The organism is Pantoea sp. 1.19, from assembly GCF_001922585.1.
Classification (GTDB): Bacteria; Pseudomonadota; Gammaproteobacteria; order Enterobacterales; family Enterobacteriaceae; genus 1-19.
This window is the reverse complement of the sequence record NZ_MRBS01000001.1, coordinates 289040-314133: the sequence shown is the minus strand read 5'-3', so window position 1 is coordinate 314133 and position 25094 is coordinate 289040. Positions and strand designations below refer to the sequence as shown.

Here is a 25094-nt window from a genome sequence, read left to right as displayed (position 1 = left end):
CTGGAATGACCACTGGCGGACAGGCCCAAATTGGTAACGTTGATCTGGTAAAACAATTAAATAGCGCGGCCGTCTACCGGCTAATAGACCAACAGGGGCCGATCTCCCGCATCCAGATAGCGGAAACCAGCCAGCTCGCCCCCGCCAGCGTGACAAAAATCACGCGTCAGCTTATTGAGCGCGGCCTGATCAAAGAGGTGGAGCAACAGGCCTCCACCGGCGGTCGCCGCGCGATTTCTATCATTACCGAAACGCGCGGCTTTCATACCATTGGCATCCGCCTCGGGCGCAACGACGCTACCCTGAACCTGTTTGATCTTAGCGGGAAAGTGCTGGCCTCGGCCGATTATCCCCTGCCGGAACGCACCCAGGAAACGCTGGAGCACGCGCTGTTTATGGCCATTGAGGCTTTTTGTACGCAGCACCAGCGTAAGCTGCGCGAGCTGATTGCCATTTCGGTGGTATTGCCGGGGCTGGTAGACCCGCATCTCGGCGTCATACGCTATATGCCGCACATTGAGGTTGGCCACTGGCCGCTGGTAGCACACCTGGAACAGCGTTTTAACGTCACCTGCTTTATTGGCCACGATATCCGCAGTCTGGCCCTGGCGGAGCACTATTTTGGCGCCAGCCAGGATTGCGCCGACTCTATTCTGGTACGGGTGCATCGCGGTACCGGCGCGGGCATCATCACTAACGGACAGATTTTCCTGGGCAGTAACGGTAACGTAGGTGAGATTGGCCACATTCAGGTCGATCCGCTGGGAGAGCGCTGCTACTGCGGCAATTTTGGCTGCTTGGAAACTCTGGCGGCAAACACCGCCATCGAGCAGCGGGTGCAGCATCTGCTGCGGCAAGGCTACCCCTCCTCGCTGAGCGCGGCGCACTGTACGATTGAGGAGATTTGTAAAGCGGCGCAGCGCAGCGACGCGCTGGCCTGCGAGGTGATTGACCACGTTGGTCGCCATCTGGGCAAAGCGATTGCCATTACCATTAACCTGTTTAATCCGCAAAAAATCGTTATCGCCGGTGAAATCGCCGAAGCCGACAATGTGCTGTTTCCCGCTATTGAGCGCTGTATCAATACGCAAACGCTAGCGGCCTTCCGCAAAAATTTACCGGTGGTGCGCTCTGCGCTGGACCACCGTTCGGCGATCGGTGCCTTTGCGCTCGCCAAGCGCGCCATGCTGAACGGCCTGCTGCTGCAGCGCCTGCTCGAAGGATAAAGAGAGAAAAATAATGACCATCAAAAATGTCATTTGCGACATCGACGGCGTGCTGATGCACGATAATACCGCCGTACCTGGTGCGCGCGAATTCCTGGCCCGCATTCTTGAAAAAAATATGCCACTGGTGGTGCTGACCAACTACCCCTCACAAACCGGGCAGGATTTGGCCAACCGCTTTGCCTCGGCCGGGCTCGAGCTGCCGGAAAGTGCGTTCTTCACCTCGGCTATGGCCACCGCCGACTTCCTGCGTCGCCAGGAGGGCAAGAAAGCCTATGTCATCGGCGAAGGCGCGCTGATTCACGAGCTGTACAAAGCCGGGTTCACCATCACCGACATCAACCCGGACTTTGTTATCGTCGGCGAGACCCGCTCGTTTAACTGGGAAATGATGCACAAAGCCGCCTGGTTCGTGGCCAACGGCGCCCGCTTCATCGCCACCAATCCCGATACGCACGCGCGCGGCTTTGTTCCCGCCTGCGGGGCACTGTGCGCCGGCATCGAAAAAATTTCCGGCCGGAAACCGTTCTATGTCGGGAAACCCAGCCCGTGGATCATCCGCGCCGCGTTAAATAAGATGCAGGCGCACTCCGAGGAGACGGTGATCGTCGGTGATAATCTGCGTACCGACATTCTGGCCGGCTTTCAGGCCGGGCTGGAGACCATCCTGGTCCTGTCGGGGGTATCGACCCTGAGCGATGTCGATGCCATGCCGTTTCGCCCCAGCTGGATTTTCCCGTCGGTAGCCGATATCGATATATTTTAATCTTCACTACCGGGCGCGTTCGCGCGCCCGCCTCCCCCTCTACCCCGCCCGGCGACTAAAATTGTCGTTTCGTTAATTTTAGCCCATTAAAACTGAACATCCTCTAATAATACTGCCGACGCAATCGACATTTTATTAGCATGAAGCTAAATCACTTGCATGAACGGCAAATTTACCGCATGTTCATTAGCACCCCGGCAGTCACCGCGCTGCCAGTTATTATCATGCGTCTGACCCGCCCGACGCCGCACTGCGCCAGACGGGAACGGCATCACCGCCGAGTTGTAAGGGAGTTTGTCTATGTGTTCGATTTTTGGCGTGCTGGATTTAAAAACTGACCCGGCAGAACTGCGTAAAAAGGCCCTCGAGCTTTCCCGCCTGATGCGTCACCGTGGCCCAGACTGGTCAGGTGTCTATGCCGATGACCATGCGATTCTGGCGCACGAGCGCCTCTCCATCGTAGACGTCAACAACGGCGCTCAGCCACTGTACAACGCCGATCGTACGCACGTGCTTGCCGTTAACGGTGAAATTTATAACCATCAGGCGCTGCGCGCAGAATTGCGCGATCGCTACGATTTCCAGACCGGATCCGACTGCGAAGTGATTCTGGCACTGTATCAGGAAAAAGGCGTCGACTTCCTCGATGACCTGCAGGGGATGTTTGCCTTTATTCTGTATGACAGCGTGAAAAATCAGTATCTGATCGGACGCGATCACATCGGCATCATTCCGCTGTACATGGGGAATGATGAGCACGGCAACCTGTTTGTCGCCTCGGAGATGAAAGCGCTGGTGCCGGTCTGCCGCAGCATCAAAGAGTTTCCCCCGGGAAGCTACCTCTCCAGCAGCGACGGAGAAATCCGCCGTTACTGGCAGCGTGACTGGATGGAATACGCGGCGGTTGAGCACAACACCACTCACCCGGCGATGCTGAAAGACGCGCTGGAAGAGTCGGTCAAAAGCCACCTGATGTCGGACGTCCCTTATGGCGTGCTGCTGTCCGGCGGGCTCGACTCTTCCATCATCTCGGCGATCACCAAGAAGTATGCGGCTAAGCGCGTAGAAGATCAGGATAAAAGTGATGCCTGGTGGCCCCAGCTGCACTCCTTTGCCGTAGGGCTGGAAGGTTCACCGGACCTGAAAGCGGCGAAAGCGGTTGCTGATCATCTGGGTACCGTGCACCACGAAATTCATTTCACCGTGCAGGAAGGGCTGGATGCCATCCGCGATGTGATCTATCACATTGAAACCTATGACGTCACCACCATCCGCGCATCCACGCCGATGTACCTGATGTCGCGTAAAATTAAGGCGATGGGCATCAAGATGGTGCTCTCTGGTGAAGGCGCCGACGAAGTCTTTGGCGGCTACCTCTACTTCCATAAGGCGCCAAACGCCAAAGAGTTTCACGAAGAGAACGTGCGTAAGCTGCAGGCGCTGCACATGTTTGACTGCGCCCGCGCCAACAAAGCGATGTCCGCCTGGGGCGTGGAGGCCCGCGTGCCCTTCCTGGATAAAAAATTCCTCGACGTGGCGATGCGCATCAACCCGGCGGATAAGATGTGCGGCAGCAACGGTAAAATGGAAAAACACATTCTGCGTGAATGTTTTGCCTCCTACCTGCCGGAAAGCGTCGCCTGGCGTCAGAAAGAGCAGTTCTCTGACGGCGTCGGCTACAGCTGGATTGATACGCTGAAAGAAGTGGCGGCCCAACAGGTGAGCGATCAGCAGCTGCAAACGGCCCACTTCCGCTTCCCGTACAACACGCCCACCTCAAAAGAGGGCTATCTGTACCGTGAGCTGTTTGAAACGCTGTTCCCGGTGCCCAGTGCCGCAGAGTGCGTCCCTGGCGGCCCGTCCGTCGCCTGCTCCTCGGCGAAGGCGATTGAGTGGGACGAAGCGTTTAAAACCATGGACGATCCTTCCGGCCGTGCGGTCGGTGTCCATCAGTCTGCTTATAAATAAGCTGCTGATTCGCGTGTTAAAAAACGAGCCATTGCGGCTCGTTTTTTTATTCTCGCCCCGTTTTCAAGCCAAAACTGACGATAAAATCGCCAGGCTGTTTAAATGCCAGACAAACGGCACCGGCGCGGTGAAAAACGCTAAAAAAGGTGTTGACGCTGCCAGACCAACTCCGCATAATGCGCCCCGCAACGCCGATGAAGGTAGCGCGAAAAAAAGATGGCTACGTAGCTCAGCTGGTTAGAGCACAGCACTCATAATGCTGGGGTCACAGGTTCGATTCCCGTCGTAGCCACCAATTTTTTTTTGCGGGAGTGGCGAAATTGGTAGACGCACCAGATTTAGGTTCTGGCGCCGCAAGGTGTGCGAGTTCAAGTCTCGCCTCCCGCACCATTTCCGTCAGCGGCTTGCACGGATGGGGTATCGCCAAGCGGTAAGGCACCGGTTTTTGATACCGGCATTCCCTGGTTCGAATCCAGGTACCCCAGCCACTTTTTAAGACCGTGATGACCCCCATATCATCAGGGTATGCAGTATAAGGCTACGTAGCTCAGCTGGTTAGAGCACAGCACTCATAATGCTGGGGTCACAGGTTCGATTCCCGTCGTAGCCACCATTTTAATTGGGGTATCGCCAAGCGGTAAGGCACCGGATTCTGATTCCGGCATTCCGGGGTTCGAATCCCTGTACCCCAGCCATCTTTGCTACAATTTGATTTACACCTGTTGGGGTGTCGCCAAGCGGTAAGGCACCGGATTCTGATTCCGGCATTCCGGGGTTCGAATCCCTGCACCCCAGCCACTTTTCTCTCCTGTTCTATCCTGATGGGGTATCGCCAAGCGGTAAGGCACCGGTTTTTGATACCGGCATTCCCTGGTTCGAATCCAGGTACCCCAGCCATACTGTCCCCTGTTGCCAGAATACACCCGGACGCCCGCGCGCTACAGCCGCACCGCCGTTTGCGCTAAAAAACGGCCGCGCCGTCGACGACAGCCGCGGCCGATGAAGGCAAACGTTCTACAGCCCCAGCGCGTAGCGCAGCGCCTGTCGTTTCAGCACCCCGCCGCGTTCGGCAGCAATCAGCCCCAGGTTGCGCAGGACCTTAAGCGGCGCAATGCGATTGCTGAAGGCGAAATAGAACACATCCATGCCGCTTTGCATCAGCGTATTGTCCAACCGACGTCGCTGCTGATAGCGGCGCAGCACCGCTTCCGATGCCCAGTTCTCCGCGCGACTGCGCGCTTCTGTCAGAATTTCCAGCAGCGCATCCACGTCGCGATACCCCAGATTCACCCCCTGTCCGGCGAGCGGATTGATGGTATGCGCGGCATCGCCGACCAGCGCCAGCCCGGGTAGCACGTAGCGGCTGGCATGTCGGCGGGTCAGTGGAAAACTGCCGGCGGCCACCGGCGTCACCCGCCCTACTCGCGCCGGAAAATGGTTAGCAATCTCCTGCTGCAGCTGCGGCATACTCATTGCCTGCAGCTGTCGGATGCGCGCCGGGCGGTCGTACCACACCAGCGACGCCCAGTGACCAAACAGCGGCAGCAGTGCCCGCGGCCCCTCCGGCGTAAACTGCTGCCAGGTACAATCCCCGGCGGGCTGGTCGCCCTGTACGGTAATCAGCATACACGACTGGGTATAGTTCCAGCCGTGTACGCCAATGCCGGCCAGCTGACGCACCAGCGAGTTAGCCCCGTCGGCGCCGATCACCAGCCGCGCGCGGAGGCACTCGCCGTCGGCCAGCTGCAAATGCCAGCCATCATTGCCCTCGCTCAGGCCGGTCAGTTTGGCCGGGCAGCGCAGCGTGACGCCATCCTGCTGCAGCTGTTGCCACAGCGCCTGCTGCAGAACGCCGTTCTCTACCATGTAGCCCAGTTCGGGCAGCCCAAGCAGCGACGCATCAAAGTTTACCGCCGCACTGCGCCACTCCCAGGTCTCCAGTTTGCGGTACGGCGCGAGGCGCATCGCTTCAACCCGCGGCCAGACCGCCAGCTGTTTCAGCAGCGCCACCGAGCGACTGCCGATGGCAGAGATGCGGACATCTGGCGGCGCATCGGCGTCAAAGGGGGGCGGCGCTTCACGCTCCAGCACCGCTACCTGAAACCCCTGCTGCGCCAGTCCGCACGCCAGGGCACCGCCGACCATGCCGCCGCCGACGACGACGATATCAAAATGCGGGTCAGTCATGTTGCTATCCTTGTGTGATGGACGAAAAATGCCCTGCCGCGGCGGCAGTGGCTTCGTCGTGCCTGATGAGGCACAGTGTAGCGGATTTTCTCCACCAATCCGACGCCGCTACGCTGGTCACAACAGCGCCAAAGCATTACAATACGCGCCCTGCATTCCTTCCTGCATGACAAATGGCAAGTCGATGACAAAAAAACTGCATATTAAAACCTGGGGCTGTCAGATGAATGAGTACGACTCATCCAAGATGGCTGACCTGCTGGAGAACACGCACGGCTACACGCTGACGGAGCAAGCCGAGGAAGCGGATATTCTGCTGCTCAATACCTGTTCTATCCGCGAAAAAGCCCAGGAAAAAGTTTTCCACCAGCTCGGACGCTGGAAAACGCTCAAAGAGCGTAATCCGGATCTGATCATCGGCGTGGGCGGCTGCGTGGCATCGCAGGAAGGCGATCACATTCGTCAGCGCGCGCACTATGTCGACATCGTGTTCGGGCCACAAACCCTGCACCGGCTGCCGGAAATGATCAATACCGTACGCGGCTCAAAAAGCCCGGTCGTCGACATCAGCTTTCCGGAAATCGAAAAATTCGATCGCCTGCCGGAGCCGCGTGCTGAAGGCCCGACCGCGTTTGTCTCGATAATGGAAGGCTGCAACAAATACTGTACCTTCTGCGTGGTGCCTTACACCCGCGGTGAAGAAGTGAGCCGCCCGTGCGATGATATCCTGCTGGAGATTGCGCAGCTGGCAGCACAGGGCGTGCGTGAGGTCAATCTGCTGGGCCAGAACGTCAATGCCTACCGCGGCCCCACTTTTGATGGTGACATTTGCAGCTTTGCCGAGCTGCTGCGGCTGGTGGCGGCAATCGACGGCATTGACCGCATCCGCTTCACCACCAGCCATCCGATTGAGTTCACCGACGACATCATCGAGGTCTATCGCGATACGCCGGAGCTGGTGAGCTTCCTGCATCTGCCGGTACAGAGCGGCGCCGATCGCATTCTGACGCTGATGAAACGGGCGCACACCGCGCTGGAGTACAAAGCGATCATCCGCAAGCTGCGCGACGCGCGGCCGGATATTCAGATCAGTTCGGACTTCATCATCGGCTTCCCGGGTGAGACCGCCGATGACTTTGCGCAGACCATGAAGCTGATTGCCGACGTCAACTTCGATATGAGCTTCAGCTTTATCTACTCTGCCCGCCCCGGTACGCCGGCCGCCGACCTGCCGGATGACGTCAGCGAAGAGGAAAAAAAGCAGCGCCTGTATATTCTGCAAGAGCGCATTAGCCAGCAGGCGATGGCGTGGAGCCGCCGGATGCTGGGTAGCGTCCAGCGTATTCTGGTGGAAGGCACCTCACGTAAGAACGTGATGGAACTCTCCGGACGCACCGAAAATAACCGCGTGGTCAACTTTGAAGGTACCCCGGAAATGATCGGTAAATTCGTCGATGTCGAAATCGTCGACGTCTATCCAAACTCGCTGCGCGGTAAAGTGGTACGTACCGAGGCGGAAATGGGGCTGCGCGTCAGCGAATCGCCGGCCTCGGTTATCGCGCGCACGCGCAAAGAAAACGAGATCGGCGTGGGTACGTTCCAGCCCTGATGCTGCGCCCAAACTGCGGCGGATCTCTGCGATCCGCCCAGTCTTTTCATCATCTTGCTCTTGCTTTCTCAGTCCGGCACCCAAATATCTGCCTGACGACTTGCGTCACGTCCGACGCCCATAAATACTGTGTTTAGCGCCAGGCCGCGCCGCCGTCCTGACGCCCCCTTTTTTTTCAACCTGGCCCTGTGTGACCGTAAGGATTAGTTTGAACATCGAAACCGTAGAATTTCAGCTTGAACCCGCCGACAATGCCCGGCTGCTCAGCCTGTGTGGCCCGTTTGATGACAATATCAAACAGCTGGAGCGCCGTCTGGGCATCGAGATTAATCGCCGCGACAACGCCTTTAAGCTGGCGGGACGTGCGCTGTGCGTTCACGCCGCCGTGAATATCCTGCGGCATCTCTACGTCGATACCGCGCCGGTGCGCGGCGAAATCCCGGATATCGATCCGGAGCAGATTCACCTGGCGATCAAAGAGAGTCGCGTGCTCGAACAGACCGCTGACAGCGTGCCGGAGTTTGGTAAAGCGATACACATCAAAACCAAGCGCGGCGTCATTAAGCCGCGCACGCCAAATCAGGCGCAGTACATCGCCAATATTCTCGACCACGATATCAGTTTTGGCATCGGCCCGGCGGGCACCGGCAAAACCTATCTGGCGGTCGCCGCCGCGGTGGATGCGCTGGAGCGTCAGGAGATTCGCCGCATTCTGCTGACCCGTCCGGCGGTAGAAGCCGGAGAAAAGCTTGGCTTCCTGCCCGGCGATCTCAGTCAGAAGGTCGATCCCTATCTGCGCCCGCTGTACGATGCCCTGTTTGAAATGCTGGGCTTTGAGCGCGTCGAGAAGCTGATTGAACGTAACGTGATTGAGGTTGCCCCGCTGGCTTACATGCGCGGACGGACGCTAAACGATGCCTTTATCATTCTCGATGAAAGCCAGAACACCACCCTCGAGCAGATGAAAATGTTCCTGACCCGCATCGGTTTTAATTCGAAAGCGGTGGTGACCGGTGACGTGACGCAGATTGACCTGCCGCGCCACATGAAATCGGGCCTGCGTCACGCCATAGAGGTGCTGTCCGAAGTGGACGACATCAGCTTCAATTTCTTCCACAGCGAAGACGTGGTCCGTCACCCGGTGGTCGCCCGCATCGTTAACGCCTACGAGGTGTGGGAAGAGGCCGACCAGCGCAAGCGCGATGCCGCCGCTCAGGAGCGCCGCCGGGAAGCCTCTGCTGAGCAGACTGAAGCGCAGGTGAGCAAATGAGTCAGGTCACCCTGGATCTGCAGCTGGCCTGTGCCTCCGCAGACGGGCTGCCCGCCGAAGCCGAGTTTCAGCGCTGGCTTAACGCAGTACTCAGCCAGTTTCAGGACGAGAGTGAAGTGACCGTGCGCCTCGTGGATGAGGCGGAAAGCCGGATGCTGAATCACACCTATCGCGGTAAGGACAAGCCCACTAACGTGCTCTCCTTCCCGTTTGAGGCACCACCGGGCATTGAGCTGCCGCTGCTGGGCGATCTGATCATCTGCCGCCAGGTCGTTGAGCAGGAAGCCGACGAACAGCACAAAGCGCGGGAGGCCCACTGGGCGCATATGGTCATTCACGGCTGCCTGCATTTGCTCGGCTACGACCACATTGAAGACGAGGAAGCCGAAGAGATGGAGTCGCTGGAAACAGAGATAATGCTTGCTCTTGGTTATCCCGACCCGTACATTTCGGAGAAAGAGGCGCCCTGAGGCGCCGTGCCAGATCCCGACCTGCCCGCCACTGCGGGCAGCCTTTTCAACAACATGAGTGATAATTACACAACGCCATGAGCGACGACCATTCTCAGAACAGCGACAGTCCCAGTAGTAAAAAGGGCTTTTTTAGCCTGCTGCTTAATCAGCTGTTCCACGGTGAGCCTAAAAACCGTGAAGACCTGCTGGAACTGATTCGCGATTCAGAACAGAACGACCTGATCGATCCGGATACCCGTGACATGCTGGAGGGGGTAATGGACATTGCCGAACAGCGCGTCCGCGACATCATGATCCCCCGTTCACAAATGGTCACGCTGAAACGCAGCCAGACACTGGATGAGTGCCTGGATGTGATCATCGAATCCGCCCACTCGCGCTTTCCGGTGATCAGTGAAGACAAGGATCACGTCGAAGGCATTCTGATGGCCAAGGATCTGCTGCCGTTTATGCGCAGCGATGCCGATGCGTTCAGTATGGAAAAAGTGCTGCGCCCGGCGGTTGTGGTGCCGGAAAGCAAGCGCGTCGATCGGATGCTAAAAGAATTTCGTCAGCAGCGCTATCACATGGCGCTGGTGATTGATGAGTTTGGCGGCGTCTCCGGCCTGGTCACCATTGAAGATATCCTTGAGCTCATCGTCGGCGAAATCGAAGATGAATACGACGACGAGGAAGAAAGCGATATTCGTCAGCTCAGCCGTCACGCCTATACCATGCGCGCCCTGACGCCGATCGAGGATTTTAACGAGGTATTTGGTACCCACTTCAGCGATGATGAAGTCGACACCATCGGCGGCCTGGTGATGCAGGGCTTTGGCCATCTGCCGGCGCGCGGCGAGAGCATCGATATCGACGGTTACCAGTTCAAAGTGGCGATGGCTGACAGCCGCCGCATTATTCAGGTACACGTTAAAATTCCGGACGACTCCACGCCCCCCTCACTGGAAAACTGATGCCGCCATGGCTATTGCTTCTCTGCTGAATCGCCAGCGGGTTCGTACCCCGCTGGCCGTGCTCACGGGTGCCTGCGGCACCCTGGCGTTTTCGCCTTACGATTGCTGGCCGGCCGGCCTGCTCTCCCTGGTGGGGCTGCTGGCCGTTACGCTGAACCGTCGCGGTCGGCAGGCCGCCTGGCTGGGCTTTGCCTGGGGCCTGGGACTGTTTGGCACCGGCATCAACTGGGTCTGGGTCAGCATTGCGACCTTTGGCGGCATGCCGGAAGCGGTTAACCTGTTTCTGGTGGCACTGCTGGCCGCATTTATGTCGCTCTACCCGGCCCTGTTTGCCGGGCTGCTGAGCCGCCTGTTTCCTCGCACCACGCTGTGGCGGCTGGCGCTCGCCGCGCCGGCGCTATGGCAACTCACAGAGTTCCTGCGTGGTTGGGTGCTAACGGGCTTCCCGTGGCTGCAGTTTGGCTACTCGCAAATTAGCGGACCGCTGAAAGGGATTGCCCCCCTGCTGGGGGTAGAAGGGATCACCTTCCTGCTGATGATCATTGCCGGTTTGCTGACCTGGGCGCTGGCGGCGAGGCGCCTCGCCGGCGCGCTGGCCGCGCTGGCGCTGCTGCTGCTGCCGTGGCCGCTGCGCTACATTGACTGGTTCACCCCGCAGCCGCAGCGTGAAGTTCAGGTGGCGCTGGTGCAGGGCGACATTGCCCAGTCGATGAAGTGGGACCCGCAAAATCTGATCAATACGCTGCGCATTTACACCCAGCTAAGCCGTCCGTGGATGGGGAAGACCCCGCTGATCATCTGGCCGGAATCGGCAATTCCGGATCTGGAATCCAATCAGCAGCCGTTCCTGCACTCGCTGGATAACGAGCTGCGGCAGGCCGGCAGCAGCATCATCACCGGCATTGTCGATTCGCGCGTCGAAGAGAATCAGTATCACGACTACAACTCGATTATCGTGCTGGGCGGCGAACGCCCCTATAACTACTTTGCTGGCAATCGCTATCAAAAGAACCATCTGGTGCCGTTCGGCGAATTCGTTCCGCTGGCGTCGCTGCTGCGCCCGCTGGCGCCGTTTTTCGATCTGCCGATGTCCTCGTTTAGCCGGGGAGCCTACGTTCAACCGCAGCTGCGGGTTGACGGGTACGCGCTGACCGCCGCAATCTGCTACGAGATCGTGCTGGGGCAACAGGTGCGCGATAACTTCCGCCCCGATACGGATTTCCTGCTGACCCTCTCAAATGATGCCTGGTTTGGTCATTCGATCGGTCCGTGGCAGCACTTCCAGATGGCGCGGATGCGCGCGCTTGAGTTGGGGCGGCCCCTGTTGCGCAGCACCAATAACGGCATCACCGCCGTGATAGACGCGCGCGGTAACGTCAGCGCCAGTTTGCCACAGTTTACTCGCGACGTGCTCACTGCCGATGTGATCCCTACCCGCGGGCTGACGCCCTGGGCGCGCATAGGGCACGCCGGTATCTGGAGCCTGACCGCCCTGTTCGCCGCGCTGTCTCTGCTCGGCTGGCGCCGCGCCCGACGCTAACCCCCCCCCGGCCCGCAGCGCCAGCGCCGCGGGCCGTACCCTCGCCTTATTTTCACCTGGCACACCATTTGCATTAACTCTGTCGCACTCATCCTGAGCGACCGCGTACGCCGCTGAGCGGCGTAGTTGCCCCCTGTCGAGGCGCTATCTGCCCCACGATGGCGCACAGCGGTAAATATTGCTTCATGACGGTGCGGTAGCGGTCGCAAAAAAGAAACTTTCTTGTTTCATCATGTTAACAATCGGCTATGGTATTGAGTGTCAAAGCAGGCTCTGCTTTGGAAAAAAACGATACAGCGGCACACACAACGACACCCGGTGCAGACACTCTGCGCCTGACCACTGGAATAAGGAGTTGGCACATGAAACTGAAGAAACTGGGGCTAAGCCTGGCCGTGGTGGCACTGGCCTCCGGTATCGCTCATGCTGAGGACGCACCCACTCAATCCGCCGCGGCCAGCAGTGGCCAGAGCGCAACGCTGGATAAAATCGCGAAGAACGGCGTGATCGTGGTGGGGCACCGTGAATCCTCCGTGCCCTTTTCCTACTACGACAATCAGCAAAAGGTCGTGGGGTACTCTCAGGACTACTCCAACGCCATCGTCGACGCGATCAAGAAAAAGCTGAACAAGCCGGATCTGCAGGTGAAGATGATCCCCATTACCTCGCAAAACCGCATCCCCCTGCTGCAAAACGGCACTTACGATTTTGAATGTGGTTCAACCACCAACAACCTTGAACGCCAGAAACAGGCCGCTTTCTCCGACACGATTTTCGTAGTCGGCACCCGCCTGCTGGTTAAGAAAGGTGGTCCGATCAAAGACTTTGCCGACCTGCAAGGCAAAACGGTGGTAGTCACCTCCGGTACCACCTCTGAGGTGCTGCTGAACAAGCTGAATGATGAGAAGAAAATGGCGATGCGCATCATCAGTGCCAAAGATCACGGAGATTCGTTCCGCACGCTGGAAACCGGACGCGCCGTCGCTTTTATGATGGATGATGCGCTGCTGGCCGGTGAGCGAGCCAAGGCGAAGAAACCGGGCAACTGGGATATCGTCGGCACGCCACAATCCCATGAGGCCTACGGCTGTATGCTGCGCAAAGAGGATCCGGGTTTTAAAGCCCTGATGGATGAGACCATCGCCGGTGCGCAAACCTCGGGTGAAGCAGCGAAGTGGTTCGATAAATGGTTCAAAAATCCGATCCCACCGAAGAATGTTAACCTGAACTTCGATCTGTCTGACGATATGAAAACCCTGTTTACATCGCCGAACGACAAAGCCTTAAATTAATAACAATCAGGGCAGTATGCTGCCCGCCCGATGATTGCATCAGGCCCGGGACAGACTGAGCGTGGGCGGGCCGTTCCCCCGCCGACGCAATAACAGTGGTCATCGATCAATCTTCATTTCAGGGTAGCGCTGCTACCCTTTTTTTTACCGGAGAGCTGTATGGGAATTGACTGGAACTGGGGGATATTTTTACAGGAAGCCCCCTTCGGCAACACTACCTACCTGGGCTGGCTATGGTCAGGATTTCAGGTCACCATCGCCGTCTCGGTTTGCGCGTGGCTGATCGCATTTTTCGTCGGATCCTTCTTCGGCATCCTACGCACGACTCCCAGTAAATTACTGGCGGGGATTGGCACCTGCTACGTCGAACTGTTTCGTAATGTGCCGCTCATCGTACAGTTCTTTTTCTGGTATCTGGTGGCGCCGGAGCTGGTGGGGGAAGATCTCGGGATGTGGTTTAAAGCCGAGCTGGATCCCAATATTCAGTTTTTCGCCTCTTCGGTGGTCTGCCTCGGTCTGTTCACCGCCGCACGCGTTTGCGAACAGGTGCGTGCCGCGATCCAGTCGCTGCCAAAGGGGCAAAAAAATGCCGGTCTGGCGATGGGCTTAACGCTGCCGCAGACCTATCGCTATGTGCTGCTGCCGAATGCCTATCGGGTGATAGTGCCACCGATGACCTCGGAAATGCTCAACTTAGTGAAAAACTCAGCGATTGCCTCAACCATCGGCCTGGTGGATATGGCCGCACAGGCCGGCAAGCTGCTGGACTATTCGGCGCACGCCTACGAATCCTTTACCGCCATTACCCTGGCATATATTGCCATTAACCTGGTGATCATGGGCCTGATGAGCCTGGTGGAGCGCAAAGTGCGCGTACCCGGCAATATGGGAGGTAAATGATGTACGATTTTGACTGGAGTTCTATTCCTCCCAGCCTGCCCTACCTGCTTAACGGACTGACGGTCACCTTAAAAATCACCGTGACGGCCGTGGTATTCGGCATTCTCTGGGGGACGCTGCTGGCAGTAATGCGTCTCTCTACCTTTAAACCAGTCAGCTGGTTTGCCCGCCTCTACGTTAATCTGTTTCGCTCGGTACCGCTGGTGATGGTGCTGCTGTGGTTCTATCTGGTGGTGCCCAGTCTGCTGCAAAAGGTGCTGGGGCTGTCGCCAAAAACCGATATCCGTCTCATCTCCGCGATGGTGGCCTTCGCGCTGTTTGAAGCCGCGTACTACTCGGAAATCATTCGCGCCGGCATCCTCAGCATTTCGCGCGGCCAGGGCAACGCCGCGCTGGCGCTGGGCATGACCCCGTGGCAAAGCATGCGGCTGATCATTTTGCCGCAGGCCTTCCGCGCCATGGTACCGCTGCTATTAACCCAGGGCATCGTACTCTTTCAGGACACCTCGCTGGTTTACGTCCTGAGCCTGGCAGATTTCTTCCGTACCGCGACCACCATTGGCGAGCGCGACGGTACCCAGGTTGAGATGGTGCTGTTTGCCGGCCTGGTCTATTTCGTTATCAGTATCAGCGCCTCTCTGCTGGTCAGCTACTTGAAGAAAAGGACAGTACAATGATTTCCCTGAAAAATGTTTCTAAGTGGTATGGGCACTTTCAGGTGCTGACGGATTGTTCCACCGAGGTGAAAAAGGGGGAAGTGGTGGTGGTCTGCGGTCCCTCCGGCTCCGGTAAATCAACCCTGATCAAAACGGTGAATGGCCTGGAGCCTATCCAGCAAGGGTCGATTGAGGTCAACGGCACCGAGGTGACCGACAAGAAAACGAACCTCGCTACGTTGCGTTCACGGGTCGGCATGGTTTTCCAGCACTTCGAGCTGTTTCCTCATCTGAGCATCGTCGACAATCTGACGCTGGCGCAGGTCAAAGTGTTAAAGCGAGACAAAGCCGAAGCGCGCGAAAAAGGCCTGAAACTACTGGCGCGCGTTGGCTTATCAGCCCACGCCAATAAACATCCCGGCCAGCTGTCCGGCGGTCAGCAGCAGCGCGTAGCGATCGCCCGTGCGCTGTGCATGGATCCGGTGGCGATGCTGTTTGATGAACCCACCTCGGCGCTGGATCCGGAGATGATTAATGAGGTACTGGACGTCATGGTTGAGCTGGCCAATGAGGGAATGACCATGATGGTCGTCACGCATGAGATGGGCTTTGCGCGGAAGGTGGCCGACCGGGTGATTTTCATGGATGAGGGAAAAATCATTGAAGACTCGCCTAAGGATGCGTTTTTTGCCCATCCGCAATCCGAACGCGCGAAGGATTTTTTAGCCAAGATCCTGCACTGACGTGCGGCGTGCGCACCGCAAGGTGCGCACGTCATGCCCTTGCCTGCTGCCGTTTTTCACGTCACGCTTTCCGACTACCTGATTAAGACATAGAGACATGGAGAGACCATGACGCGACCTGTCATTTTCGATTGCGATCCCGGTATCGACGACGCCATTGCGCTGGCGCTGGCGCTGCGCGCGCCGGAGCTGGATATCCGCGCGGTCACCGTGTGCGCCGGCAACCAGACGCTGAGCAAAACCTTGCACAATGCTCTCGGATTACTGACCCTGATGGGCCGTGCGGATATTCCGGTGGCCGCCGGCGCGGCGGGACCGCTACTGCGTCAGGCAATCACCGCGCCGGAGGTGCACGGTGACAGCGGTCTCGGCACCCTGCAACTGCCGCCCGCCGCGCGTGAGGTTGAGCAGGAGCACGCAGTGGCAATGATGGCACGGTTGCTGCGCGACTCGCCGGAACCGCTGACGCTGATCGCCACGGGACCGCTGACCAATATTGCGCTGCTGCTGATGCAGTATCCGACGCTGCGCGCTCAGATTGCCTGTGTGGTGCTGATGGGCGGCGGCATCCAAATGGGTAACGTCACCCCGGTTGCGGAGTTCAATTTTTATGCTGACCCGGAAGCGGCAGATCGCGTGCTGCAAAGCGGCGTGCCGCTGGTGATGGCCGGACTCAACGTGACTCACCAGGCCTGCCTGCTGCCCGCAGAGTGCGCCGCCGTGCGCGCGCTGAATAACCCGGTCGCGCTGGCGGTGGCTGAGCTGCTCGATTTTCTGCTGCCCCGCGATCGCCAGGCCGCACATCCGCTGCCGGGCGCCGCGATGCACGATCCGACCGCCGTCGCCTGGCTGCTGGCGCCGGAACTGTTTACTGCGGAACGTCTGTGGGTCGGCGTTGAGACGCAGGGCGCGCTGACCAGCGGCATGAGCGTAGTGGACACCGCGCGACAAACCGGTCGCGAGCCGAACGTCAACGTGTTGACGCGAATCGACAGGGAGGGGTTTGTGGCGCTGATGCTGGCGCGCCTTGCCCGCTACGGTTAACCCTCAGGGCGGCAAGCCGCCCTGTTCGATCAGGGATCGAAGGGTTGACGCTGGAACTGGTCGTGCCCGCACTCCGGGCAGCGACTCAGCGTTTCCGGAGTGTAAATACCGCGGGTAAAGTGGCACTTTTCGCAGACCAGATTACCGAGGCCAACCACTTCACCGCTGTGGTAGACACCGTGATGCTGCAAATCCTGAAACACTTCGCGCCACTCCAGCTGAGTTTTATCGGTGATATCCGCCAGTTCTTGCCACACGCTTTCGCGGATCACGCGAAAAAAAACGCTGTCCTCTTCTTCCGCGGCCGATTCACCGTAGCTGCGGGCAAACTCCTCTAAGTCACGCTGCACCGCGCGGGTAACCTGGTCTATCTCACTGCGGGTCAACTCTCCCACCTCAATCAGCCGCGTGCGCGCGCGTGATACCAGTGACTCGATATCGCGCTCACCTTCTTCCAGTCTGGCCGTCAGTGCGGTCAGCAGCTGGCGATAGGTCTGTCCTAATTTATTCATCATGGCTCCCTGTAAGATGGTCATCACTAAACAGTTTAGCGTCTGAAGCAGAAAAACCCGGTAACTTGCACAGATTTACGTGAAATGTGGAAGGCACGCTACAGGGGGTGGAGAAAAGCTGCGCTGAACGAGATGAGGTGTTGTTGACGCAAAGGCTTATCAGCTATGCTATGCGGATCACAACCCCATTGAGTGTTCAATGCGCTATTCATAAGGACCACTGGCTGCCATGCAAGAGCAATACCGCCCGGAAGAGATTGAATCCCAGGTACAGCAACACTGGGACGAGAAGCAGACTTTTAAAGTTACGGAAGAGCCAGGTAAAGAGAAATATTACTGCCTTTCCATGCTGCCCTATCCTTCCGGCCGCCTACATATGGGCCACGTTCGCAACTATACCATTGGCGACGTCATCTCCCGTTACCAGCGCATGCTGGGTAAAAACGTGCTGCAACCCATCGGCTGGGATGCATTTGGCCTGCCGGCAGAAGGCGCGGCGGTAAAAAACAACACCGCCCCGGCGCCCTGGACTTACGAAAACATCGCCTACATGAAAAACCAGCTGAAACTGCTGGGTTTTGGCTACGACTGGAGCCGCGAACTGGCCACCTGTACACCAGAATATTACCGCTGGGAGCAGTGGTTCTTTACCAAACTGTATGAAAAAGGCCTGGTCTATAAAAAGACCTCGGCGGTGAACTGGTGCCCGAACGACCTCACCGTCCTCGCGAATGAGCAGGTGATCGATGGCTGCTGCTGGCGCTGTGACACCAAGGTCGAGCGTAAAGAGATCCCGCAGTGGTTTATCAAAATCACCGCCTATGCCGATGAGCTGCTTAACGATTTGGATACGCTGGAAGAGTGGCCTGAGCAGGTGAAAACCATGCAGCGCAACTGGATCGGCCGCTCAGAGGGGGTGGAGATCACCTTCGACGTGGTGGAGAGCCAGGAGAAGCTGACCGTCTACACCACCCGTCCGGATACCTTTATCGGCGCAACCTATCTGGCCGTGGCCGCAGGCCATCCGCTGGCGGCGCAAGCGGCGGTGAATAATCCGGCGCTGGCTGATTTTATTGCCGAGTGCCGCAACACCAAAGTGGCCGAAGCGGAAATGGCCACCATGGAGAAAAAAGGCGTGGCCACCGGCATGTTCGCCATCCATCCGCTGACCGGTGAGACGCTGCCGGTCTGGGTCGCCAATTTCGTACTGATGGAGTACGGTACCGGCGCGGTCATGGCCGTACCGGGCCATGACCAGCGTGACTGGGAGTTTGCGACCAAATATGGTCTGCCGGTCAAAGCCGTTATTCGCCACCCTGACGGCAGCGAGCCGGATGTTAGCGCCGCGGCGATGACCGAAAAAGGCGCGCTGTTCAACTCCGGCGAATTTGACGGCCTCGACCATCAGGCCGGGTTCAATGCCATCGCCGACGCGCTGATCGCCAAAGGCGTCGGCGAACGCAAAGTCAATTATCGCCTGCGTGACTGGGGCGTTTCCCGTCAGCGCTACTGGGGCGCCCCCATTCCAATGGTGACCCTGGAAGATGGCACCGTCATGCCCACCCCGGAAGATCAGCTGCCGGTGGTGCTGCCGGAAGATGTGGTAATGGACGGCATCACCAGCCCGATTAAAGCCGATCCCGAATGGGCACAAACCACCGTCAATGGTCAGCCTGCGCTGCGTGAAACCGACACCTTCGATACCTTTATGGAGTCGTCCTGGTACTACGCGCGCTACACCTGCCCGGATTACGATCGCGGCATGTTGGATCCGGCTGCAGCCAACTACTGGCTGCCGGTCGATCAGTATGTGGGGGGGATTGAGCACGCCATTATGCACCTGCTCTACTTCCGCTTCTTCCATAAGCTGATGCGCGATGCGGGCCTGGTCACCTCCAGTGAACCGGCGAAGCGCCTGCTGTGTCAGGGCATGGTGCTGGCGGATGCCTTCTACTACACTGGCGCTAACGGTGAGCGTAACTGGGTATCACCGGTCGATGTCAGCGTTGAGCGCGACGAAAAGGGGCGCATTGTTAAAGCCACCGATGCCAGCGGACGCGAGCTGGTGTACACCGGCATGAGCAAAATGTCGAAGTCAAAAAACAACGGCATTGATCCGCAGGTGATGGTAGAGCGCTACGGCGCCGATACCGTGCGTCTGTTTATGATGTTTGCCTCACCGGCCGACATGACCCTGGAGTGGCAGGAGTCCGGCGTAGAGGGGGCTAATCGCTTCCTGAAACGCGTGTGGAAGCTGGTGCATGAACACACCAGCAAAGGCGCAACCTCGCCGCTGAATCCGGATACCCTTCACGATGAGCAGAAGGCGCTGCGCCGCGATCTGCACAAAACCATCGCCAAGGTATCGGACGATATCGGCCGTCGTCAGACCTTTAACACCGCCATCGCCGCGATCATGGAGCTGATGAACAAACTGACCCGTGCGCCGCAGGAGAGCGAGCAGGACCGCGCACTGATGCAGGAAGCGCTGCGGGCGGTGGTGAGTATGCTCTATCCATTTACGCCGCACGCCAGCTTTGCCCTGTGGCAGGCTCTGGGTGGCGAAGGCGACATTGACCATGCACACTGGCCACAGGTTGACGACGCCGCGATGGTGGAGGATTCCGTGCTGGTGGTGGTGCAGGTAAACGGCAAAGTGCGCGGTAAAATCACCGTCGCAGCGGATGCCACGCAGGAGCAGGTTCAGGCACGTGCGGCCCAGGAGCACCTGGTCGCCAAATATCTGGACGGCGTCACTGTTCGTAAAGTGATCTACGTTCCGGGCAAACTTCTTAACCTGGTTGTGGGTTAAGCGCAGGAGGGCGTTGTGCGACATCCGATTTTGACTCTGTTGTTAGGCCTGGCGGTGACCATCACCGTCGGCTGCGGCTTTCATCCGCGCGGCACCACCCAGGTGCCGAACGAACTGAAAACGCTGATTTTAGACACCAGCGACCCGTACGGTCCGATGACCCGCGCTGTGCGTGAACAGCTGCGGCTGAACAACGTCACCCTGGTCGACAGCAATACCCGGCGTAAGGATCTGCCTTCGCTGCGCATCCTGGGGACCACCGTCGGTCAGGATACCGCATCGATCTTCCGCGACGGCACCACCGCCGAGTATCAGATGACGATGAATGTGACTGCCCAGGTGCTGATCCCTAACCAGGGGATCTTCCCGATAAGCGTCACGGTCTATCGTTCGTTCTTTGATAACCCGCAGGCGGCACTGGCGAAGGACTCCGAGCAGACGATTATCGAGCAGGAAATGCGCGATAAGGCGGCGGAGCAGCTGGTGCGGAAACTGCTGACGGTGCACGCCGCGGAAGAGCAGCTTAAGCAGCAGAAAGCCACCGGCGACGAGCCGGTGGGTCTGGATACCACCCCGGGCGAGTCCGGCGATCGTCATACCGGCACGCGAATGAAACCGGACGTATGACGCGGATTTGGCCCGAACAGCTTGGCGCGCAGCTTCAGGAAGGGCTGCGCCCCTGCTATTTTCTTCAGGGCAACGATCCCCTGCTACTGCAGGAGAGCCACGATGCCCTGCGTAAGGCCGCCGAGGGCCAGGGCTTTACGGAACACCTCACCTTCTCTCTCGATGCCAGCACCGACTGGGACACGATCTTTAGCCACTGCCAGGCGCTGAGCCTGTTTGCCAGCCGCCAGACGCTAACCCTGATATTTCCGGATAGCGGCCCCAATGCCGCAATGGGTGCTCAACTGGAGCAGCTGGCCGGACTGTGTCATCACGATCTGCTGCTGTTGCTGCGCCTGCCCAAACTGACCCGCGCGCAGGAAAACAGCGGCTGGTATAAAGCGCTCAGCGAGCAGGCGGCGCTGGTGCCGTGCCAGACGCCGGAGCACGCCCAACTGCCGCGCTGGGTAATGAGCCGCGCCAAAAGCCAGGGACTGACGCTGGATGACGCTGCCTGCCAGCTGCTGTGCTACTGCTATGAGGGCAATATGCTGGCACTGGCGCAGGCGCTGGAGCGCCTCTCGCTGCTGTGGCCGGATGGTAAACTGACCCTGCCGCGGGTTGAACAGGCGGTCAATGATGCCGCCCATTTTACGCCGTTTCACTGGATTGATGCCCTGCTGGCGGGCAAAAGCAAGCGCGCGCTGCACATTCTGCAGCAGCTGCGTCAGGAGGAGAGCGAACCGGTGATCCTGCTGCGCACGCTGCAGCGCGAGATGATGACGCTGCTGCAGTTACAGCGCCAGATGCGCAGCACGCCGCTGCGCACGCTGTTTGATCAGCAGCGCGTCTGGCAGAACCGGCGCCCGCTGCTCAGCGAGGCGCTGCAGCGTCTGCAACCGGCGCAGCTGCACCACGGCTTTCGGCTCTTAAGCCAGATGGAGCTGACCCTGAAGCAGGATTACGGTCAGTCGCTGTGGGCGGAGCTGGAAACGCTGTCGCTTCTCCTCTGCCTGCCCCATTTTCCGGAACACTTCTGTGATGTCGACGCTTCCTGAACTGCACGCGCTGTTTGGCGGCACCTTTGACCCCATACACTATGGCCATTTGCTGCCGGTCAGCGCGCTGGCCGAAGAGACAGGCCTCTCCCGCGTCACGCTGCTGCCCAATAACGTACCGCCGCACCGTCCGCAGCCGCAGGCGACACCGGCTCAGCGCGTGGCGATGGTAAGACTGGCAATTGCCGACCGGCCGCTGTTTCAGCTGGATACGCGCGAGCTGGACCGCGACGCCCCCTCCTGGACGGTAGAAACCCTGGCGCAGCTGCGGGCCGAGCGCGGTGATCAGCAGCCACTCGGATTCATTATTGGCCAGGACTCGCTGCTCACCCTGCCGCGCTGGCACCGCTGGCAGGCGCTGCTGTCGCTCTGCCACCTGCTGGTGCTGACCCGCCCCGGCTATGCCACTACCCTGCCAGACGCGGCGCAGCGCCGCTGGCTGGAGGCACATCGGGCCACTGATGTCGATCAGCTGCGCGCGGCTCCCGCCGGTCGCATCTGGCTGGCGGCCACGCCGGAAGTCGATCTGTCGGCAACGCAGATTCGCGAGCGACTGCGCCACGGGCAGAACTGTAACCAGCTGTTGCCGCCGGCGGTGGCCGCCTACATCGCCCGAGAGGGTTTATATCGCGACGCCTGAGCCCGTGCTATACTGCGCCGCTTCATTTCAGGGCCGGCCGGGCGCCGGCGCTGAATACCGATTCTGTCACGTCGTTGACTATGTAAAGACACACGCAAGGGGAAACTTTTGGAAGGCAAAGCACTCCAAGACTTCATTATTGATAAGATTGATGATCTTAAAGGGCATGACATTGTCGCGCTGAACGTTCAGGGCAAATCCAGCATCACCGACTGCATGATTATCTGCACCGGTACCTCCACCCGCCACGTGGTGTCGATTGCCGAACACGTCATGCAGGAGGCGCGCCATGCGGGCCTGATGCCGCTGGGCATTGAAGGCCAGGCCGCAGCGGACTGGGTGGTCGTCGATCTCGGTGAGGTGATTGTTCACGTCATGCAGGAAGAGAGTCGCCATCTGTACGAGCTGGAAAAACTCTGGAGCTAAGCGGTGAAGTTGCAGCTGGTTGCCGTCGGTACCAAAATGCCCGACTGGGTAGAACGCGGTTTTATGGAGTATCTGCGCCGCTTTCCGCGCGACATGCCCTTTGAGCTGATCGAAGTGGCCGCCGGCAAGCGCGGCAAAAACGCCGATATCCCCCGCATTCTCGATAAAGAGGGTGAGCTGATGCTGGCGGCGGTTGGCAAAGGCAACCGTATTGTAACGCTGGATATCCCAGGCCGGCCGTGGGATACCCCGCAGCTGGCGGGCCAGCTGGAGCGCTGGAAGCAAGATGGTCGCGACGTCAGCCTGCTGATTGGCGGGCCCGAGGGGCTGGCGCCCGCCTGCAAAGCTGCGGCCGAGCAAAGCTGGTCACTCTCTCCCCTAACCCTGCCCCATCCGCTGGTCAGGGTGCTCGTGGCAGAGAGCCTGTACCGGGCCTGGAGCATCACGGCCAATCATCCTTATCATCGCGAGTAACGGTAACGCCACAGAGTAAAAAAGCAGCGGATGAAATTAAAACGCAACTCCTTTCGTGATTATAACGCCGAATCGGCGCTTTTTGTTCGCCGCGCGCTGATCGCTTTTTTTGGCATCCTGCTGCTGTCCGGCGTGCTGATTGCCAACCTCTATCATCTGCAAATCCTGCGCCACGAGGATTATCAAACCCGATCGAACGAAAACCGCATTAAGCTGGTGCCGGTCGCACCCAGCCGCGGCATTATCTACGATCGTAACGGCATTCCGCTGGCGCTGAACCGCACTATTTATCAGCTCGAGCTGGTGCCGGAAAAGGTGGACAACCTGCAGCAAACGCTGGAGCAGCTGCGTCCGGTGGTCGATCTCAGCGACGATGATATTGACGCTTTCCAGAAAGAGCGCCGCCGCTCCCGCCGCTTTACCTCCATTCCGGTTAAGGTTGGGCTGAACGACGTGCAGGTGGCGCGCTTTGCCGTGAACCAATACCGCTTCCCCGGCGTAGAGGTGAAAGGCTACCAGCGCCGCTACTACCCCTATGGTTCTGCCCTGACCCACGTCATCGGCTACGTCTCAAAAATCAACGATCGCGATGTCGAGCGGCTCAGTAAAGAGGGCATCTGGGCCAACTACGCCGCCACGCATGATATCGGAAAGCTGGGTATTGAGCGCTATTACGAAGAGGTGCTGCACGGAAAAACCGGCTACGAAGAGGTGGAAGTCAACAACCGCGGCCGGGTTATTCGTCAGCTGCATGAGCAGTCACCGCAGGCCGGACGCGATATCTGGCTCACCATTGACCTGCATCTGCAGCAGTATATCGAAACGCTGCTGGTCGGCAGCCGCGCGGCGGTGGTGGTCACCGATCCGCGCAACGGCGATGTGCTGGCGATGGTCTCCACCCCCAGCTACGATCCCAATCTGTTCGTCGATGGTATCTCCAGCGCCGACTACAAACGCCTGCTGAACGATGAAAACCGCCCGCTGATTAACCGCGCCACCCAGGGGGCCTATCCGCCGGCCTCGACGGTGAAACCCTATGTCGCCGTCTCGGCACTCAGCGCCGGGGTCATCAACCGCAATACCTCGCTGTTCGATCCCGGCTGGTGGCAGCTTCCCGGTTCCGAAAAGCGCTACCGCGACTGGAAAAAATGGGGCCACGGTCGCCTCAACGTCACCAAATCGCTGGAAGAGTCAGCGGATACCTTCTTCTATCAGGTGGCCTACGATATGGGCATCGATCGCCTCTCCAGCTGGATGGAGAAGTTTGGCTACGGCCATTATACCGGGATTGATCTCGCGGAGGAGACCGCCGGTAACATGCCCACGCGCGAATGGAAGATGAAGCGCTTTAAAAAGCCCTGGTACCAGGGGGACACTATCCCGGTCGGCATTGGGCAGGGCTACTGGACCGCCACCCCGATGCAGATGAACAAAGCCCTGATGACCCTGATCAACGACGGCGTGGTTAAAGTGCCGCACCTGATGCGCGCGGTAAAAGAGCACAGCGTAATGGTGCCCTTTAAGCAGCCGATCAGCGCGCCGATCGGTGACATTCACTCCGGCTACTGGGAGATCGCCAAAGACGGAATGTACGGCGTTGCTAACCGCGCGAACGGCACCGCTCATAAAAGCTTCGCCGATGCGCCGTACAAAATCGCGGCTAAATCAGGGACGGCACAGGTGTACGGTTTGAAAGAGAACGAGACCTATAACGCCCATAAAATTGCTGAACGCCTGCGCGACCATAAGCTGATGACGGCGTTTGCCCCCTACGATAATCCGCGCGTTGCCGTGGCCATCATTCTGGAAAACGGCGGCGCGGGACCGGCGGTAGGTACCGTCATGCGCCAGATTCTCGACCACATTATGTTGGGCGATAACAATACCACTTTGCCGGATGCGCCACCGACGCCGCCCGGCTATGAAGGCGAATAAGCAT

The 25094-nt window shown here is 58.7% G+C and carries 22 protein-coding genes and 7 tRNA genes; 27 read left to right on the top strand and 2 right to left on the bottom strand.

Features of this window, described 5'->3' with window-relative positions; all coding sequences use genetic code 11:
- Positions 1 to 5: 5 nt before the first annotated feature.
- The 10 genes from BS626_RS01785 (at position 6) to BS626_RS01740 (ending at position 4857) form a co-directional block, all read left to right on the top strand.
- Entirely contained in the window at positions 6 to 1226 is a 1221-nt protein-coding gene (locus BS626_RS01785; RefSeq protein ID WP_075180684.1) for an N-acetylglucosamine repressor, read from the top strand.
- Between the two features lie 13 nt (positions 1227 to 1239).
- Positions 1240 to 1992: an HAD-IIA family hydrolase gene (locus tag BS626_RS01780; RefSeq protein WP_075180683.1), complete on the top strand. Its 753-nt coding sequence runs from the start codon at positions 1240 to 1242 to the stop codon at positions 1990 to 1992.
- Positions 1993 to 2292: 300 nt separating this feature from the next.
- Positions 2293 to 3960, top strand: a complete 1668-nt coding sequence (asnB, locus tag BS626_RS01775; RefSeq protein ID WP_075180682.1) for an asparagine synthase B — start codon at positions 2293 to 2295, stop codon at positions 3958 to 3960.
- A 218-nt stretch (positions 3961 to 4178) separates the two neighbouring features.
- Positions 4179 to 4255: transfer RNA gene (locus BS626_RS01770), tRNA-Met, on the top strand.
- 10 nt (positions 4256 to 4265) lie between these two features.
- Positions 4266 to 4350: transfer RNA gene (locus BS626_RS01765), tRNA-Leu, on the top strand.
- Positions 4351 to 4373: 23 nt separating this feature from the next.
- Positions 4374 to 4448 (top strand) — tRNA-Gln (locus BS626_RS01760).
- A gap of 48 nt (positions 4449 to 4496) precedes the next feature.
- Positions 4497 to 4573: transfer RNA gene (locus BS626_RS01755), tRNA-Met, on the top strand.
- A 7-nt stretch (positions 4574 to 4580) separates the two neighbouring features.
- Positions 4581 to 4655, top strand: a tRNA-Gln gene (locus BS626_RS01750).
- Positions 4656 to 4683: 28 nt separating this feature from the next.
- Positions 4684 to 4758 (top strand) — tRNA-Gln (locus tag BS626_RS01745).
- Between the two features lie 24 nt (positions 4759 to 4782).
- Positions 4783 to 4857: transfer RNA gene (locus BS626_RS01740), tRNA-Gln, on the top strand.
- A 117-nt stretch (positions 4858 to 4974) separates the two neighbouring features.
- Here BS626_RS01740 and ubiF read toward each other — a convergent pair.
- Complete coding sequence (ubiF, locus tag BS626_RS01735; protein WP_075180681.1) at positions 4975 to 6147, bottom strand: 3-demethoxyubiquinol 3-hydroxylase; 1173 nt, start codon at positions 6145 to 6147, stop codon at positions 4975 to 4977.
- Positions 6148 to 6331: 184 nt separating this feature from the next.
- On the opposite strand from ubiF, the gene miaB reads away from it, so the two are divergent.
- From miaB to BS626_RS01685, 10 genes are all read left to right on the top strand, one after another.
- Positions 6332 to 7756 (top strand): tRNA (N6-isopentenyl adenosine(37)-C2)-methylthiotransferase MiaB, encoded by a 1425-nt coding sequence (gene miaB / locus BS626_RS01730; RefSeq protein WP_075180680.1) that lies wholly within the window; start codon positions 6332 to 6334, stop codon positions 7754 to 7756.
- Positions 7757 to 7964: 208 nt separating this feature from the next.
- The gene (locus BS626_RS01725) at positions 7965 to 9026 is read left to right on the top strand and encodes a PhoH family protein (RefSeq protein WP_075180679.1); all 1062 of its coding nucleotides are present in this window, start codon (positions 7965 to 7967) and stop codon (positions 9024 to 9026) included.
- Complete coding sequence (ybeY, locus tag BS626_RS01720; RefSeq protein WP_075180678.1) at positions 9023 to 9496, top strand: rRNA maturation RNase YbeY; 474 nt, start codon at positions 9023 to 9025, stop codon at positions 9494 to 9496. The genes BS626_RS01725 and ybeY overlap by 4 nt, the downstream gene beginning before the upstream one ends.
- A gap of 77 nt (positions 9497 to 9573) precedes the next feature.
- Positions 9574 to 10452, top strand: coding sequence for a CNNM family magnesium/cobalt transport protein CorC (corC, locus tag BS626_RS01715; RefSeq protein ID WP_075180677.1), 879 nt, complete (start codon positions 9574 to 9576; stop codon positions 10450 to 10452).
- 7 nt (positions 10453 to 10459) lie between these two features.
- Complete coding sequence (lnt, locus tag BS626_RS01710; RefSeq protein ID WP_075180676.1) at positions 10460 to 11992, top strand: apolipoprotein N-acyltransferase; 1533 nt, start codon at positions 10460 to 10462, stop codon at positions 11990 to 11992.
- Between the two features lie 362 nt (positions 11993 to 12354).
- On the top strand, positions 12355 to 13284 hold the full coding sequence (locus BS626_RS01705) for an amino acid ABC transporter substrate-binding protein (protein WP_075180675.1): 930 nt from the start codon (positions 12355 to 12357) through the stop codon (positions 13282 to 13284).
- A 159-nt stretch (positions 13285 to 13443) separates the two neighbouring features.
- Positions 13444 to 14184 (top strand): amino acid ABC transporter permease, encoded by a 741-nt coding sequence (locus BS626_RS01700; RefSeq protein WP_075180674.1) that lies wholly within the window; start codon positions 13444 to 13446, stop codon positions 14182 to 14184.
- Positions 14184 to 14861 (top strand): glutamate/aspartate ABC transporter permease GltK, encoded by a 678-nt coding sequence (gene gltK, locus BS626_RS01695; RefSeq protein WP_075181105.1) that lies wholly within the window; start codon positions 14184 to 14186, stop codon positions 14859 to 14861. The genes BS626_RS01700 and gltK overlap by 1 nt, the downstream gene beginning before the upstream one ends.
- Positions 14858 to 15583 carry an amino acid ABC transporter ATP-binding protein gene (locus BS626_RS01690; protein ID WP_075180673.1) on the top strand — a complete coding sequence of 242 codons (726 nt, stop codon included), beginning with the start codon at positions 14858 to 14860 and terminating at the stop codon, positions 15581 to 15583. Before gltK ends, BS626_RS01690 begins: the two co-directional genes overlap by 4 nt.
- 108 nt (positions 15584 to 15691) lie before the next feature.
- The gene (locus tag BS626_RS01685) at positions 15692 to 16627 is read left to right on the top strand and encodes a nucleoside hydrolase (RefSeq protein ID WP_075180672.1); all 936 of its coding nucleotides are present in this window, start codon (positions 15692 to 15694) and stop codon (positions 16625 to 16627) included.
- Positions 16628 to 16656: 29 nt separating this feature from the next.
- On the opposite strand, the gene BS626_RS01680 is transcribed toward BS626_RS01685, so the two are convergent.
- A complete protein-coding gene (locus BS626_RS01680; protein WP_075180671.1) occupies positions 16657 to 17139 on the bottom strand; it encodes a zinc ribbon-containing protein in 483 nt (160 codons plus the stop codon).
- Positions 17140 to 17368: 229 nt separating this feature from the next.
- Here BS626_RS01680 and leuS point away from each other — a divergent pair, with 229 nt between their 5' ends.
- From leuS to mrdA, 7 genes are all read left to right on the top strand, one after another.
- Positions 17369 to 19951, top strand: coding sequence for a leucine--tRNA ligase (gene leuS, locus BS626_RS01675; protein WP_075180670.1), 2583 nt, complete (start codon positions 17369 to 17371; stop codon positions 19949 to 19951).
- Between the two features lie 15 nt (positions 19952 to 19966).
- On the top strand, positions 19967 to 20578 hold the full coding sequence (gene lptE, locus BS626_RS01670) for an LPS assembly lipoprotein LptE (RefSeq protein WP_075180669.1): 612 nt from the start codon (positions 19967 to 19969) through the stop codon (positions 20576 to 20578).
- Complete coding sequence (gene holA, locus BS626_RS01665) at positions 20575 to 21615, top strand: DNA polymerase III subunit delta (RefSeq protein ID WP_075180668.1); 1041 nt, start codon at positions 20575 to 20577, stop codon at positions 21613 to 21615. The genes lptE and holA overlap by 4 nt, the downstream gene beginning before the upstream one ends.
- The gene (gene nadD, locus BS626_RS01660) at positions 21599 to 22255 is read left to right on the top strand and encodes a nicotinate-nucleotide adenylyltransferase (protein WP_075180667.1); all 657 of its coding nucleotides are present in this window, start codon (positions 21599 to 21601) and stop codon (positions 22253 to 22255) included. The genes holA and nadD overlap by 17 nt, the downstream gene beginning before the upstream one ends.
- Positions 22256 to 22363: 108 nt before the next feature.
- Positions 22364 to 22681, top strand: a complete 318-nt coding sequence (gene rsfS / locus BS626_RS01655) for a ribosome silencing factor (protein ID WP_075180666.1) — start codon at positions 22364 to 22366, stop codon at positions 22679 to 22681.
- 3 nt (positions 22682 to 22684) lie between these two features.
- Positions 22685 to 23155 carry a 23S rRNA (pseudouridine(1915)-N(3))-methyltransferase RlmH gene (gene rlmH / locus BS626_RS01650; protein WP_075180665.1) on the top strand — a complete coding sequence of 157 codons (471 nt, stop codon included), beginning with the start codon at positions 22685 to 22687 and terminating at the stop codon, positions 23153 to 23155.
- A 30-nt stretch (positions 23156 to 23185) separates the two neighbouring features.
- A complete protein-coding gene (mrdA, locus tag BS626_RS01645) occupies positions 23186 to 25090 on the top strand; it encodes a peptidoglycan DD-transpeptidase MrdA (RefSeq protein ID WP_075180664.1) in 1905 nt (634 codons plus the stop codon).
- The last annotated feature ends 4 nt before the right edge of the window (positions 25091 to 25094 follow it).

Coding starts and splice junctions, on each gene's coding strand:
- BS626_RS01785 (WP_075180684.1), top strand. CDS start 6: ATGACCACTGGCGGACAGGCCCAAATTGGTAACGTTGATCTGGTAAAA.
- BS626_RS01780 (WP_075180683.1), top strand. CDS start 1,240: ATGACCATCAAAAATGTCATTTGCGACATCGACGGCGTGCTGATGCAC.
- asnB (WP_075180682.1), top strand. CDS start 2,293: ATGTGTTCGATTTTTGGCGTGCTGGATTTAAAAACTGACCCGGCAGAA.
- ubiF (WP_075180681.1), bottom strand. CDS start 6,147: ATGACTGACCCGCATTTTGATATCGTCGTCGTCGGCGGCGGCATGGTC.
- miaB (WP_075180680.1), top strand. CDS start 6,332: ATGACAAAAAAACTGCATATTAAAACCTGGGGCTGTCAGATGAATGAG.
- ybeY (WP_075180678.1), top strand. CDS start 9,023: ATGAGTCAGGTCACCCTGGATCTGCAGCTGGCCTGTGCCTCCGCAGAC.
- corC (WP_075180677.1), top strand. CDS start 9,574: ATGAGCGACGACCATTCTCAGAACAGCGACAGTCCCAGTAGTAAAAAG.
- lnt (WP_075180676.1), top strand. CDS start 10,460: ATGGCTATTGCTTCTCTGCTGAATCGCCAGCGGGTTCGTACCCCGCTG.
- BS626_RS01705 (WP_075180675.1), top strand. CDS start 12,355: ATGAAACTGAAGAAACTGGGGCTAAGCCTGGCCGTGGTGGCACTGGCC.
- BS626_RS01700 (WP_075180674.1), top strand. CDS start 13,444: ATGGGAATTGACTGGAACTGGGGGATATTTTTACAGGAAGCCCCCTTC.
- gltK (WP_075181105.1), top strand. CDS start 14,184: ATGTACGATTTTGACTGGAGTTCTATTCCTCCCAGCCTGCCCTACCTG.
- BS626_RS01690 (WP_075180673.1), top strand. CDS start 14,858: ATGATTTCCCTGAAAAATGTTTCTAAGTGGTATGGGCACTTTCAGGTG.
- BS626_RS01685 (WP_075180672.1), top strand. CDS start 15,692: ATGACGCGACCTGTCATTTTCGATTGCGATCCCGGTATCGACGACGCC.
- BS626_RS01680 (WP_075180671.1), bottom strand. CDS start 17,139: ATGAATAAATTAGGACAGACCTATCGCCAGCTGCTGACCGCACTGACG.
- leuS (WP_075180670.1), top strand. CDS start 17,369: ATGCAAGAGCAATACCGCCCGGAAGAGATTGAATCCCAGGTACAGCAA.
- holA (WP_075180668.1), top strand. CDS start 20,575: ATGACGCGGATTTGGCCCGAACAGCTTGGCGCGCAGCTTCAGGAAGGG.
- nadD (WP_075180667.1), top strand. CDS start 21,599: ATGTCGACGCTTCCTGAACTGCACGCGCTGTTTGGCGGCACCTTTGAC.
- mrdA (WP_075180664.1), top strand. CDS start 23,186: ATGAAATTAAAACGCAACTCCTTTCGTGATTATAACGCCGAATCGGCG.